Source organism: Actinomadura rugatobispora (assembly GCF_055379765.1).
This window is the reverse complement of sequence record NZ_AP029191.1, coordinates 5,434,170-5,448,188: the sequence shown is the minus strand read 5'-3', so window position 1 is coordinate 5,448,188 and position 14,019 is coordinate 5,434,170. Positions and strand designations below refer to the sequence as shown.

Sequence of the window (14,019 nt, the reverse complement as noted above, 5' to 3'; positions counted from 1 at the left end):
AGAGCCGAGCAGGGCATAACAAACCACGACCTTGTGGAAAATTTCCCGCTCATGAGTGTAAACGGTTCTAGTTATCCCGCATACACCGGGAACACAAGATCAGCTCACGCGTTATGAGGCCCGCTCGCCTTGTGGGTGCCGGTCGAGGCTGTCACCTCCGGTGATGATCGACAGCGGTGGAAGCCCGGCGGGGTTCAGGTCATCATCTCCTCGGCGGTCTCGCGCAGCAGCTGGACCGACTTCTCAGGCGACAGCGCCTCGTCCAGGAGGACCTCGAAGTTGTCGCGGTAGTCGGCGACGCGCTGGTCGTCGCCGGTGATCAGCGAGCTGGGGCCGGTCATGCCCTCCATGTAGAGGACGTCGCCGAGCCCCCCTTCGAACTCCAGGACGGTGAACGGCCCGTACACGCCCAGGTGGGCGCCCGCGCTGAACGGGATCACCCGCACGGTCATGTCGTCCTTCTGCTCGGCCTCGTCGGCGATGCGGGTCAGCTGCCGCGGCATGATCGCCGGATCGGTCTTGATCCCGACATGCCGCCGGATGACGGCCTCGTCGAGGATGTAGTGCTGCTTCGGCGGGACCTCCCGCTTGGCCAGCTCCTCTTGGCGCTGTATGCGCATGCGCACGTTGCGGGCACGGATGATCTGGCTGACCAGGCCGGTGCTGAAGACCTCGGCGTACTCGCGGGTCTGGAGGAGGCCGGGGACGATGGAGTTGTGGAAGTGCCGGATGTAGGAGGCTCCGGCCGCGTATCCCACGAAGTTCAGGAAATCGTCGCTGACCTCCCCCTTGTAGGTGCTCCACCACGCGCTCTCGCGCGCGCCGCGGGCGAGTTCCTGCATCCGCTCCTGTTTGCTCTCCGAGGTCACGTCGTAGGTGAGCAGGAGAGCTTGGAGATCGGTACGGGTGATGGCGTTCTTCCCGCCCTCCACGCGGATGAGCTTGGACGGCGACCACTCCAGGGCGCGTGCCACCTGCTCCTGCGTCATCCCCTTCTCTTTTCGGAGCCGGACGAGTTCGCCGCGCAGCAGGGCGCTCTGGACGATGGGCCCTTGATCACTAGCCATCTTCGCTCACTCTATGTAGTCGGTGCCATCAACTCGCCTGCTACCTGGCATCCCGGAACCCGCCAGGCCGATCCCTGCCGCCCCGTCACCTTCCGTGGACGTTGATCGACCTGAACACCCGCGGTTCCAGGTGATCAGGCCGATAAGTACGGGTGAAAGTTGCAAATCGACCTTGCCGGATGCTGCATGTCGCGAGTCTATGTTGTAGCGTGCTATGTAGCAGCGTAGCAGGGGTCACAATGGGACCGAGCCCGGTGCGTGGTATGGTAAAGAAGATCTTGCACTCTCGGTAGTGGCGGCGCCGGCGCCCCGGCGTGCTCAACCCGATGACGCCCCCTCGGATCGGGAGGCAGATGACAGCGCCGAAATTCGTCACACACGCACAAAAAAATAGAGTCGCCCTCACTCGCCTCTGATCACCGGTAGCCAGCCAAGCAGATCAAAGGAAGCGGAGGGCGACCCCTTCGGGACCGTCGGGGCCGTTCACCAAGCCTCGGACCTGTTCTGGCACTCTTTGCCAAGACACTCCGCTGACCAGGAAAAACGACCTTAACGGACTCACCCAGTCTAACCGCGTCCACGCGGTTCAGGCTATAGGTGACAGCGACTTCCGATCGGTGCGCCCATCCGATCACGGACTCGAATCGGAACGGCCTAACGCCGACCAGCGCCATCGTTCCTCGGAGTCGCATTCGAGCATGGGGTGACTCGACCATATGCGTACTGACCACAAGGCAACCCCGACCGCAGCCATAACCCCCGCGTCGAAGGGGGCCCAATGACCCGAGACCCGGTACTCGACCCGGCACACCGCTTCGACCCCGACAACACGGGCCGTCTCCCCGACCACCACGGCCATCTGCCCGACCAGTGCGGCGACACCCACCGCCGTCCCACCGCCGCGTCCCACCACGCGGGGCGGACAACGCGCCCCGCCGACACGATGCACCCGGCCCAGGTCATGCGCGAACGCGCCCACCCCCACCATCAGCACGGCGTACTCCAGCAGTTGCCGCCCGGCTTCCCCGCGCACGGCTTCTGGGCGTCGCTGACCCGCGAAGAGCGGCACGCCTTCAGCATCGCCGCCACCACCAAGATCTACTCCGCCGGGGCGGTGCTCTGGCACGAGGGCGAGGTCGCCGGGCACCTGCTGGTCATCCTGTCCGGCTACGTCCGGGTCAGCGTCATCCGGGACGGCCACGAGCGGATCATCGCCACCCGCGGCCCCGGCGACATCATCGGCGAGCGCGCCGCGCTCCTGCTGCGGCAGCGCTCGGCCGGCATCGTCGCCCTGGACGTCGTGCGCACCCTGTGCATGACCACCCAGCAGTTCGCGGCGTTCCTGTCCGACCACCCCCGGGTCGTCGCCGTCCTGGAACGCGAACTCTACGAACGCCTCACCGAGAGCGGCGGCTCGTCCACCGACATCGTCTTCCCACCCGACCTGACGGCCACCGCGCTCTACACGCCCGCCCCGGCCCCACCGGAACTGGGCGGCGCCCACCGCGCGCCCACACGACCCACGACGCCCTACCCGTCCCCTTCCCCGTCCATGCTGTCGGCCTCCCCGGCGTCGGCGCTCGTCCCATCGCAGCCCGCCCCCGCCACCGTCCCCGCGCCCGCCTCCGGGTCGGCCACGTGGGCGGGGCAGATGTGCTCGATCATGTTCGTCGACATCGCCGGGTTCAGCGCGCCGCACCGCAACGACGACGACCGGCTCGCCGTCCGCCAGGTGATGTACCGGCTGCTGCGCGAGGCGTTCGCCGGATCCAGCGTCCCCTGGGACGACTGCCACCGCGAGGACCGCGGCGACGGAGCGATGATCATCGTCCCGCCGCAGCATCCCACCCGCTCGGTCGTCGACCCCCTGATCGCCGACCTCACCGCCGGCCTGCGCCGCCACAACCGCCGCGCCAGCGACGCCGTGCGCATCCAGCTGCGCGTCGCGCTGCACGTCGGCCCCGTCACCCACGACGACGAAGGCGTCGCCGGCTCGGCCGTCATCCACACCGCCCGGCTGCTGGACGCCCCGATCCTCAAGGAGTGGCTCGCCAAGACCCGATCCGACCTCGGCTTCATCGCCTCCGTCTTCGTCTACGAGAACGTCATCGCCCACGCCCCCGGGCACGTCGTCCCGGCGAGCTACCAGCAGGTCAGCTGCACCGTCAAGGAATCCGACATCTCCGCCTGGATGCACCTGTCCACCGCCACCGCCGCCGCCTGACAAGAGGCCGGGCCCTTCCCCGCACCCGGCCCCCCAGGCGCCCCGCCCCGCGCGCCTCGCGCCCCCGCCCGGCCCTGCGCCCAGCGCACCCGCCCCCGGCCCTCGCGCCCCGCAGCCCCAGGCCCCGCGCCCCGCACGCCCCCGAGGCCCCGCGCCCCGCGCACGCGGCCCGATCATCCTCGCGCCCCGCGCACCAATCCGGCCCTCGGGTCTCCCGCCCAGCCCGGTTTCCGCTTTCCGGCGCCGCAGGCACTCGGCCCGTGCCCTACACCGCTCGCGTCGCGCACGCGGCCACAAACCCACAACCCACCCAAGCTCGCCGCCTTGCGCATCCGGCCTCGCGCCGCCTGCCTCATGTACCGGGCTCCGTGCTCCAGGCGCCCAGCCCGCTCCCCTCACGGCTCATGGGTCGCAGGCATCGGTCAGGCCCGCTCGCCGGTCGTGTTCGCGGAAACGTCAGGTTCCGGGGCGTCGCTGGCGGCGCGGGAGTCTCAGGACGAAACGGGCGCCTCGCGGGCTGTCCTCGACCGTGAGGGTGCCGTGGTGTGCGCGCGCTACCTGACGGGCGATGGGCAGCCCAAGTCCCGTCCCCTGCGCGTCGCGTTCACGGCCCGCCTTCAACCGGGCGAAACGCTGGAAGACGGCCTCGCGGTCCTCCGGGGCGATGCCCTCCCCGTCGTCGGTCACCTCCAGAACCGCGGCCCCGTCGTCCCCCCGCACGGTCACGGTGATCTGCTCGACGGCGTGCCGTTCGGCGTTGTCCAGCAGGTTGGCGAGCAGCCGCGACAGCCGCAGCCGGTCCCCCTGGACCTCCACGCCCTGCTCCAGCGACCTGACCAGCCGCTTCTGCCGGTAGCGCGACGCGCGGTCCAACTCCGCGTCGACGAGCGCGCCGAGGTCCAGCCGCTCGCCGCGGCGGCCCGCGCCGTCCCCCTGCGCGACGGCGTCCAGCCGGGCCAGTTCGAGAAGATCGGTGACGATCGCCTGCAGCCGCTCCAGGCTCGCCAGGACGGACCGGCCCACCCGCGGCCAGTCGGCCTCTGCGGGATTCAGCAGCGCCTCCTCCAGCTGGGCCCGGGCCGCCGTGATCGGGCTGCGCAGGTCGTGGGAGGCGTCCGAGGTGAACTGCCGCTGGCGCGCCAGCGCGGCGTCGAGCCGGTCCAGCGTGGCGTTGGCGGTCTCGGCCAGCAGCCGGATCTCGTCGCGGCTCGCCGGGACGGGGACCCGCCGCCCCGACTCGGTGTCGGTGATCTCCGCCAGCTCGGCGCGGATGGCGTCCACCGGGGCCAGGGTGTGGTCCACGGTCCGCCAGGTCCGCACCGCCGCCATCAGGCTCATCAGCACCGACGCCGCGACCAGGAAGCCGAGCAGCCCGCCGCTGACGTACCACGGGACGCCCCGGTCGGACGCGTACACGGTCCAGTCGCCGTCCTGCTGGTAGACCCGGAAGGAGATGACCCGCATGCAGCCGCGCAGCCCGGACGGCGGGCACAGCGTGCGCACGGCGAACACGTTGTCCTCGTCGGGCTGGAACCGCGCCATCCTTCCCCGTCCCCGCAGGTTGGGCGTGGAGGCGACCACCCGGCCGCCCGCGTTCAGCACCTGGAGGGCCTGCGCGCCGGCCGGGTTGAGCGTCGGCGGCAGCCGGTCCCGCTTGATGAGGTGGACGATGCCCAGGGCGGCCCGACCGGTCTGGTTCTGCTTGAAGTCCTCGGCCCGGCCCCGCACGGCGACGATCAGCAGGGCGGTCACAGCGACGGACACGAGTGCGGCGAGGACCCCGGCCTTGAGGGTCATGCGCACCCGTATGGACCCTGTGTGCCGTCCGGCCACCCGACCTCCCAAAGGTGAGGTAATCACCCCGGGCGCCGGAACGCGCTCCCTGGACGGGCGACGGTCGGCTAAGAGACAACAAAGATCTCACCGAAGGCACCCGCCGGGGCCGATCAGACGGCGGCGGTGCCGATCAGGCCCTCCCTGGTGACAAGGGCGACCAGCTCGTCCCCGGTCAGGTCCCCGGTGCCGGACGGGCGGCGCGGCAGCACCATGTAGCGCGCCTCGGAGCTGGAGTCCCACACGGCGATCTCCACCTCGGCGGGCAGGGTCAGCCCGAACTCGGCGAGCACGGCCCGCGGCTCCCGTACCGTCCGGGCCCGGTAGGCGTGGCTCTTGTACCAGGACGGGGACGGGCCCAGCAGCGACAGCGGGTAGCAGGAGCAGAGCGTGCAGACGATCACGTTGTGGACGCCCTCGGTGTTCGCGACGACCTGGAGCCGGTAGCCCTCCCGCGCGGGGTCGCCGGGGCTCAGTCCGAGCTCGGCCACGGCGGCGTTGCCGTCGGCTAGGAGCCGTTCACGGAAACCGGGGTCGGTCCAGGCCCGCGCCACCAGCCGCGCCCCGTTCACCGGCGAGGCGCGGCGCAGGAACTCGCCGATGAACGCGTCAAGGTTCTCGTCGGTGGTGAGCCCGGCGGCGATCACGCGCTCCTCCAGCCGCCGCACCCGTGCGGCCACCGGCAGGTCCTCGTGCTCCGCCGTCTCGGCGTGGTGGTGGTCAGCAGCGCTCAAGGTAGGACTCCCACAGGTCAACGGCCACGGTGTGCCCGCCCTCGCCGCCCCACAGGTCGCGGGCGTCGAACCGCACGACGTACACGGTCTCCACGCGCGGCGGGTCGATGCCGCGCGCCCCGTCGTCCGGCAGCGGCCACGCACCGTGCGACAGGACGATCTCGCCGGCCTGCCCGCGCACGTAGCGGGGCGCCCGGGTGTGGTGGACGGGGTCGCCCGGCCTTACCCGCACCCGGTCTCCCACGGCGAACGCGGACGCCTCAGACAAGGCCCTTCGCCTCCAGCAGCCCTTCCATGGCGTGGAGCCACCGTTCGTAGTACGACGACCGGAGATAGGTCTCCGGCGGCAGGCTCTCGATGGCGTCGCGGAACTCGTCCATGGTGAACACGCCGACGCGCAGCAGCACGGCGCTGACGGCGAACACCCGCGCCTCCCAGTCGGCGTGGAACGGCGGCTCGTCGCCGACCACGACCGGCACGGGACCGAATCCGAGCTGGCCGCCCATGTCGTGCACTCGGCTCATGCTCTGACGCTAACCGAAAGGAGGGCGCGGCGCTCGGACCCGCTACCCGGCGGCCTGGCGGGAGCGGCGCTCCTTCCGCACGCTTTCGAGCACCTTGGGCTTGTTGGTGAAAATGCCGTCCACGCCCAGGCGGATGGCACGGCGCATCCGGGCCTTGTCGTTGACCGTCCAGGTGAGGACGTCCATCTTCAGCTTGTGCACGCGTTTGACGTACGCGGCGGTCAGTCCGCGCTGCGGCGGGTTGATCTGGTCGGCGAACTTGGCCAGCCCTCGCAACCGGCTCGTGGCCGGCTTCCCGAGCAGCCCGATCGGAACGCGCGGCATGGCCTTGTGGAAGCGCCGCATCGAATTCCAGTCGAACGACTGGACGGCCAGCCGCCGCTCCGCCGGATCGCGCCGCAGCCAGGACGGGTGCCGCCGCAGTTCGGCCGCGACGCGGCGCTCGATGCCCGGGTACCCTCCCGGCCGCTTGATCTCGATCAGCATGCCGACCCCGCTGCCGCCCATCGCGCGCAGCGACTCGCTCAGCGTGGGCACGCGCGTGCGCTTGTACTTCTTGCCGAACCACGAACCCGCGTCCAGCCTGCGGATCTCCTTGAGGGTGAACGAGGAGACGCGGTACGGCTTGCGGCGCGGGAAGACCGACTCCACGTTGGTGGTACGCGCGAGCGTGGTGTCGTGCATGAGGATCAGCTTGCGGTCCTTGGTCTGCTGCACGTCCACCTCGACGACGTCGGCGCGCTGGGACCTGGCCGCCCGGAGCGCCGGAAGCGTGTTCTCCGGCGCGTACGCCGACGCGCCCCGATGGGCGATGTTGGCGAGACGGGCCCGCGCGGCGGTGCGCTGCGCGGCCGGGAGCGCGACGTTCGCGGCCGACGAAGCCGCGGGCATTGCGGGCCCCGGGGCGGGCGTCCGCTGCGTCCGGCCGGCGGCGACGGTGGCGGACGGGGGCGCGGCGGCGGCCAGCGACGTCCCGGCCATGATCGCGGCGAACGAGAAACCGAGCCGTCGGAACATTCGTCACCTCTCGGACTAGGAGCTCTCGCTCCCACCGTCAAGGCGCCGGATGACTTCAGAGTAACGACCTGGTAGCAGATAGTGTCTACCGTATGACCTTCTGTGTCCCGTTTCGCCCGGAGACTCGCTGTAACGCTACTGCTGCGCCTCTTTGCGCGTAACGTGCTTAGTTTCCGCAATATCCGATTCAGCGGGCGTCGGAACGCCGTTCGGCCGCCCCTCCACGGGCTAAGACACAGCCCCGCCCCCCGCCCTCCACAGGCCCCGCGCCTTCCGCGCCACCCGCCCTCGCCGCACGTCCCGCCGCGCCCGCAGAGCCCGTGCTCCTCGCATCCCGCACGCGGGAAGCGGGGCCTGCGTCGCTCGCGGGCTCCTCAGTCTCCGCGGCGCGCACTCTCCGCACGGCCCGCGGTCTCCGTACCACCCGCGTTCTCGGCAGGGCCCGCCGCGTCCGCAGAACCCGCGCTCTTCGCGTCCCGCACGCTTGACGCAGGGCCCACCGCGTCCGCAGGGGCCGCGGTTTCCGCGGCGGACGCACTCTCCGCAGGGCCCGCCGCGTCCGCAGGGGCTGCGGTTTTAGCGGCGCGCGCGTTCTGCGCAGGGCCCGCGGCGCCCGCGAGATCTGCGGGGACGGCGGGATCCTCAGTCTCCGCAGCGCCCGCAGGATCAGTGGGAGCCGCAGGATCCCCGGGACCGGCCGAATCGGACGGATCGGCCGGACGCGAGGCGGGTGTGGGCTTTGACGGGCGGATGACGCGGGCCAGCGACACCGTCATCGTGAGCGGGATCGGAATCGACGGCCGCAGCGGGATCCGCCGCGGCCGGCGGAAACGCGGCGGGAGCGGCGGGCGGGGCAGGCGCAGGCGGCGGGCGGCCGAGACGGCGGCCTCGGACATACCCGCCACCGCCGTCGGCGCCGGGACCGGCGGCTCGACGGGATCGGCGACGGCGGCCGGACGCGGCGTCACCAGCCGGGTCTGGCGGCGCCGCCCGCGCAGCGTAACGGGACGCCCGGCCTCCCACTCCGAGGACTCCCGCGGGTCCGCCAGGTCGTAGACGGTCCCGGAGGCCAGCACGCGGCCGGGCGAGACCTTCGCCAGGTCGCTCAGCCGGGCCGCCTCGTTCACCGGATCGCCGATGACGGTGTACTCGAACCGCTTCTCGGCTCCGATGTAGCCGGCGACCACGGGCCCGGCCGAGACGCCGATGCCCGCGTCCAACTGCGGTACCTCGGTGCGCAGCCGCACCGCCAGTTCGCGCGCGGCGCCCAGCGCGGCCCCGCCGGCGTCCTCGATCTCGGTGGGCGCCCCGAAGATCGCCAGCGCGGCGTCGCCCTCGAACTTGTTGATCCAGCCGCCGTGCGCGCCCACCACGTTCACCACGACGCCAAAGAACCGGTTGAGCAGCCCCACCACCTCGTCGGGCGAGCGGGTCTCGGCGAGCCGGGTGGAGCCGGTGAGGTCGACGAACAGCACGGCCACCTCGCGGGTCTCGCCGCCGAGCTCGATGTCCTCGCGCTCCAGGGCCAGCCCCGCGACCTCCTCGCCGACATGCCGGCCGAACAGGTCGCGCAGCCGTTCGTGCTCGCGCAGCCCGGCCACCATGTGGTTGAAGCCGACCTGGAGGCGGCCCACCTCGCTGGCGTCGTACACGGGCACCTCGGCGCCCAGGTCGCCGCGCTCGACGCGGGCCATGCCGGTGCGCACCGACTTGATCGGGTCGGCGATCGCCCGGGTGCCGATGTACGTCACGTACATCCCGACGAGCAGCGCGACGCCGCCCAGCCCGAGGACCGTGATCGCCAGCTGGGTGGTGGCGATGCCGGGGGCCGCCAGCGCCGCGATCGCCACGCAGATCATCCCGAACACGGGGATGGCGGTGCCGAGCGCCCAGGACAGCATCACCCGGGTCGTGACGCCCGGCAGCGCGATCCGCTCCGACAGCCCGCGCGGCTGCCCGTCCGCGCCGGCGGCGGCCGCGGCGGCGGGACGCCAGCGGTTCTCCGCCTCCTGCCGCTCGCTGGCCAGCACCAGCGCCGCCGCGGGACGCAGCAGCCGTTCCGACAGCAGGTAGACGATCGTGCACGTGGTCATCGCGCCGAGCAGGCAGGTCAGCCCGGTCTTCACCGCCAGCCGCGCGGTGAAGAGCGCCAGGTCGAGCACCGCCCAGCCGAACGCGCCGACCACCCACAGCGCGCCGACCAGCAGTGTGAGCCGGAACGGTCCCAGCAGCACGGCACGGCGTTGCGCCTGGTCGGGGATGCCGCCCTCGCGGACGAGCCGTACCACCGGGCGCCACAGGTACAGCCCGAGGACCAGCGCGCCCGGCCCCGCGACCACCGGATAGCTGAAGAACGCGACCGTGTTGACCAGCCGCACGTGGTCGACGTCCGCCAGCGGCGGGTCCGGGACGACGAAGATGGCGAACAGCAGCACCACCACCGCGCCGCCCGCGTTGGCGACCACGACCACGACCAGGAGCACCCAGCGGACCCGCAGCTCCAGCATCGTGCGGGGCAGGCCCGGATAGTGGGGCAGGCTGTCCAGCCGGGCGCCGAGACTGCGCGCCACCGCTCTGCCGGTCACATGCGCCTCCAGCCCTCTGGGGGTCTGCGGCTGGCTCCAGGACTTCGCAACCCGCGTCTACGGCCGCCATTGCCGAGACGGTCCCAACTTTAGAACGCGTCGTCCGCCGGCGCCCAGGGGGACACACCGTACTATGACGGTCACCACAAGCACGGGGCCATCACCGTCCGGTAACATGAGGCGCATGGGAACACCCAAGATGAACCCCACCGGCCGGCTGCGCGCTCTCTGATCTCCCGCGCGATCACGGCACCCGGCTGAGTCCGCGGACCTCGCGTCCCGCGCCACGTACCCGACCGGCAGGCCAGAGCCGTTCCGCAGGAGATGCCGCACCCCGTCGTTCCCCAGGTTCGGAACGACCTCTCACGTCTTCGACGACGTCCTCGGGCGCGGCCTTGCAGAGAACCGCTTCTTCCCGCTCGCCGCCGGGTTCACGTTGTTCCCTTCCTCTCCACGGCCGTTCGAACACGGGCACAGCACCGCACGCAAGCCTTCGTTCCGTACGCGCGCAGGGGGCGAACCGGCTCAGCCGCGCCCCGGTGAGCGGACCCGTTCCGCACCCACCAGGAGACGCATCCATGAACCGCCGCCATCCGCATACGGCAACCTCACAGCTCACCGTCAAGGACGTCGCCAAGTCCTATGACGGCCGCGTCGTGCTCGACGACGTCTCGTTCACCGTCCGGGCCGGCGAGAAGATCGGCGTCATCGGCGAGAACGGCTCGGGCAAGTCCACGCTGCTCCGCATCATCGCCGGTACGGAACGCCCCGACGCGGGCGCCGTCACCGTCGTCGCGGACGGCGGAACCGGGCACCTCGGCCAGACCCTCGGCCTCGCGCCCGACCTCACCGTGGCCGACGCCATCGACCACGCCCTCGCCGACCTGCGCGACATGGAACGCCGCATGCGCGAGGCGGAAAAGGGCCTCGCCGACGCCACGCCCGACGAACTCGCCGCGTACGGCGATCTGCTCAGCGCGTACGAGGCCCGCGGCGGTTACGAGGCCGACGCCCGCGTCGACGCAGCGATGAACGCCCTCGGCCTGGCGCACATCACCCGCTCCAGGACGCTCGGCACGCTCTCAGGCGGAGAACAGTCACGCCTGGGCCTGGCCTGCGTACTGGCCGCCTCCCCTGAACTGCTCCTCCTGGACGAGCCCACCAACCACCTGGACGACCAAGCAGTGTCCTGGCTCGAAGCACGGTTGAGGGAGCACCACGGCACGGTCGTGACCGTGACCCACGACCGGGCGTTCCTCGAAGGGTTCGCCACCGCCATCCTCGAAGTCGACCGGGACCTCCATACGGTCACCCGCTACGGCGACGGCTGGGACGGCTACCTCGCCGCCAAGGCCGCCGCCCGCCGCCGCTGGGAACAGGAGTACGCCGAATGGGTCGACGAGGTCGCCCGCCAGACCGACCTGGCCGAGACGAACGCGGTGCGGCTCGCCAACGTCCGGCCCACCGCGCGCGAGGACCGCGCACGCAGCCATCGCCGCTCCCACGAAGGCGGCATCTCGGCCCAGGTCCGCAACGCCCGTGAACGCCTCCAGCGGCTCCACGAGAACCCGGTGCCGCGCCCACCCGACCCGCTGCGCTTCAACGCCCGCTTCCACGGAAAGGGACGCACCGCCGAACTCACCGACGTACGCGTCGCCGGCCGCCTGCACATCAACACATTCACACTGCACCCGGGCGAACGCATGCTGCTCACCGGCCCGAACGGCGCCGGCAAGACCACCTTCCTGCGCGTCCTCGCCGGAGACCTGGCCCAGGACCACGGCAAGGTGAAGCGTCCGGGACGCATCGGCTACCTCCGCCAGGAACTGCCGGCCGAACACTCGCGCCGCACCGTCCTGACCGTCTTCGCCGAAGGTCTCCCCGGACCGTCCGACGACCACGCGACCGCCCTGCTCGACCTCGGCCTCTTCCGGGAGGAGGACCTGTCCAAGCCCGCCGCGGCCCTCTCCATCGGCCAGCGCCGCCGCCTGGAGATAGCCCGGCTCGTCACCCGTCCCGCCGACCTGCTGATCCTGGACGAACCCACCAACCACCTCTCCCTCGCCCTCATCGAGGAACTGGAAGAGGCCCTGGCCGCGTACAAGGGCTCGCTCCTGGTCGTCTCACACGACCGCCGCTTCCGCAGCACCTTCGACGGCATCCGCGCCGAACTCGTCAACGGCCGCCTCGCCTGACCCGAAGGCCTCCCCGGGCGGAAACGCCCGGGGAGACCCCGGCTCAAGCCACCACCGTCTCCTTCTCGGCACCGCGCCCGGCACTGGACCCGCGCCGCACCAGCGGCCACGCGACCGCGACCAGCACCAGCCACCCGGCCATCACGTACAACGCCACCCGCGTGTCCGCCTCCCAGGCGATCAGCACGGTCACGAGCACGAAGAACGCCAGCACCGCCCAGCTGCTGTAGGGAGCCCACGGCATCCGGTACTCCGACCCGGGCACCAGCCCCGCGCGCACCCGCCGCCGGTACACCAGGTGCGACACGACGATCACCGCCCACACCATGATCGCGCCACCGGTGGAGACCGAGGTGATGTACTCGAACGCCTTGTCCGGCACGACCGCGTTCACCACCACGCCGATGCCCATCACCACCGCCGAGATCACCACCGTCAGCACGGGCACGCCGCGGCCGTTGAGCCGGGCCAGCACCTTCGGCCCGTCCCCGTTGGCCCCGGCCGTCCGCAGCATCCGGGACGTGGAGTACAGCCCGCCGGCGTTGCACGACGACAGCGCCGCCGTCAGCACCACGAAGTTCACGATCCCGGCCGCCGCCGGAATACCGATCTTGGTGAACGCCAGCACGAACGGGCTGGTGCCCTCCTCGAACTCCGTCCAGCTGATCACCGACAGGATCACCAGCAGCGACCCCAGGTAGAACAGCGCGAACCGGATGGGCAGCGCGTTGATCGCCTTCGGGATGTTCTTCTCCGGATCCTTCGCCTCGCCCGCGGTCACCCCGACCAACTCCACGCCCAGATAGGCGAACATCACCATCTGCAACGTCATCAGCGTCGCCCCGAACCCCTCGGGGAACACGCCGCCGTGCGACCACAGGTTCGTCACCGACGCGGTCTTCCCCGCGTCACTGAACCCGATCACCAGCACCCCGAGCCCCACAACGATCATCCCGACGATCGCCGCGACCTTGACCATCGCGAACCAGAACTCCAGCTCGCCGAAGATCTTCACCGAGATCAGATTGACCACGAACAGCACGACCAGCGCGATCAGCGCCGTCTTCCACTGGTCGAACTCCGGCCACCAGTACCGCACGTACTCCCCGGCGGCGGTCAGCTCCGCCATCCCGGTCGTCACCCAGATGATCCAGTACGTCCAGGCGGTCGCGTACCCCCAGAACGGCCCCATGAACTCCCGCGCGTAGTCCGCGAAGCCCCCGTCCGCCCGCCGGTACATCAGCAGCTCACCGAGCGCCCGCATCACGAAGAACAGCGCCAGCCCCGCCACCGCGTACATCAGGATCAGGCTCGGCCCCGCCTTGGCGATGTTCTTCCCGGCCCCGAGGAACAGCCCGGTCCCGATCGTCCCGCCGATCGCCAGCATCTGGATCTGCCGGGTCCCGAGCCCTCTCTCGTACCCCTCCGCCATCAGGCCCCTCTCTTCACCAAAGCACCAGGAGTGACACCCCTGCTACCGCCCCACCATCCCCACAGGGGGTATCCCTAATCGAGTTGGCGTCCCCTCCGCCCATCACGTATGCTTCCGGAGGTCGCCGAGAAACGGGCCAGCCCCGGTCGGAGACCCCCTCCAGATCCGCTAGGCTCTGGACAGCAAGGTCCTGTGGAGCAGTTAGGAGTGCTCGCCACCCTGTCAAGGTGGAGGCCGCGGGTTCAAATCCCGTCAGGACCGCAAGACGTGCGGATGCGCGTCATGGGCAGGTAGCTCAGTCGGTACGAGCGTCCGCCTGAAAAGCGGAAGGTCGGCGGTTCGACCCCGCCCCTGCCCACACTTCTGACCAGCCAAAAGGCCCGGACCGTGATCGGTTCCGGGCCTTTT

10 protein-coding genes and 2 tRNA genes are annotated in these 14,019 nt (G+C 71.0%); 4 read left to right on the top strand and 8 right to left on the bottom strand.

What is annotated here, in order from left to right; translation table 11 throughout:
• Positions 1–194: 194 nt before the first annotated feature.
• Complete coding sequence (locus tag ACZ466_RS24240; protein ID WP_378284010.1) at positions 195–1,067, bottom strand: helix-turn-helix domain-containing protein; 873 nt, start codon at positions 1,065–1,067, stop codon at positions 195–197.
• 778 nt (positions 1,068–1,845) lie between these two features.
• Between ACZ466_RS24240 and ACZ466_RS24235 the strand changes: the two genes are divergently transcribed.
• Positions 1,846–3,291, top strand: coding sequence for a cyclic nucleotide-binding domain-containing protein (locus ACZ466_RS24235; RefSeq protein WP_378284009.1), 1,446 nt, complete (start codon positions 1,846–1,848; stop codon positions 3,289–3,291).
• Between the two features lie 456 nt (positions 3,292–3,747).
• On the opposite strand, the gene ACZ466_RS24230 is transcribed toward ACZ466_RS24235, so the two are convergent.
• The 6 genes from ACZ466_RS24230 to ACZ466_RS24205 form a co-directional block, all read right to left on the bottom strand.
• Positions 3,748–5,088: a sensor histidine kinase gene (locus ACZ466_RS24230; protein WP_378284008.1), complete on the bottom strand. Its 1,341-nt coding sequence runs from the start codon at positions 5,086–5,088 to the stop codon at positions 3,748–3,750.
• Between the two features lie 149 nt (positions 5,089–5,237).
• Entirely contained in the window at positions 5,238–5,858 is a 621-nt protein-coding gene (locus ACZ466_RS24225; RefSeq protein WP_378284007.1) for a nitrile hydratase subunit alpha, read from the bottom strand.
• Positions 5,845–6,126, bottom strand: a complete 282-nt coding sequence (locus ACZ466_RS24220) for an SH3-like domain-containing protein (protein ID WP_378284006.1) — start codon at positions 6,124–6,126, stop codon at positions 5,845–5,847. The genes ACZ466_RS24225 and ACZ466_RS24220 overlap by 14 nt, the downstream gene beginning before the upstream one ends.
• Complete coding sequence (locus ACZ466_RS24215; RefSeq protein WP_378284005.1) at positions 6,119–6,382, bottom strand: hypothetical protein; 264 nt, start codon at positions 6,380–6,382, stop codon at positions 6,119–6,121. The genes ACZ466_RS24220 and ACZ466_RS24215 overlap by 8 nt, the downstream gene beginning before the upstream one ends.
• A 42-nt stretch (positions 6,383–6,424) precedes the next feature.
• Positions 6,425–7,399, bottom strand: a complete 975-nt coding sequence (locus tag ACZ466_RS24210) for a glycerophosphodiester phosphodiesterase (protein WP_378284004.1) — start codon at positions 7,397–7,399, stop codon at positions 6,425–6,427.
• Between the two features lie 374 nt (positions 7,400–7,773).
• Positions 7,774–9,984 carry an adenylate/guanylate cyclase domain-containing protein gene (locus ACZ466_RS24205; protein ID WP_378284003.1) on the bottom strand — a complete coding sequence of 737 codons (2,211 nt, stop codon included), beginning with the start codon at positions 9,982–9,984 and terminating at the stop codon, positions 7,774–7,776.
• Between the two features lie 578 nt (positions 9,985–10,562).
• Between ACZ466_RS24205 and abc-f the strand changes: the two genes are divergently transcribed.
• Complete coding sequence (gene abc-f / locus ACZ466_RS24200) at positions 10,563–12,179, top strand: ribosomal protection-like ABC-F family protein (RefSeq protein ID WP_378284002.1); 1,617 nt, start codon at positions 10,563–10,565, stop codon at positions 12,177–12,179.
• Between the two features lie 43 nt (positions 12,180–12,222).
• On the opposite strand, the gene ACZ466_RS24195 is transcribed toward abc-f, so the two are convergent.
• Positions 12,223–13,611 carry an amino acid permease gene (locus tag ACZ466_RS24195; RefSeq protein WP_378284001.1) on the bottom strand — a complete coding sequence of 463 codons (1,389 nt, stop codon included), beginning with the start codon at positions 13,609–13,611 and terminating at the stop codon, positions 12,223–12,225.
• A gap of 186 nt (positions 13,612–13,797) precedes the next feature.
• Here ACZ466_RS24195 and ACZ466_RS24190 point away from each other — a divergent pair.
• Together ACZ466_RS24190 and ACZ466_RS24185 are read left to right on the top strand one after the other, a co-directional pair.
• Positions 13,798–13,872 (top strand) — tRNA-Asp (locus tag ACZ466_RS24190).
• 23 nt (positions 13,873–13,895) lie between these two features.
• Positions 13,896–13,969 (top strand) — tRNA-Phe (locus ACZ466_RS24185).
• Positions 13,970–14,019: the final 50 nt, after the last annotated feature.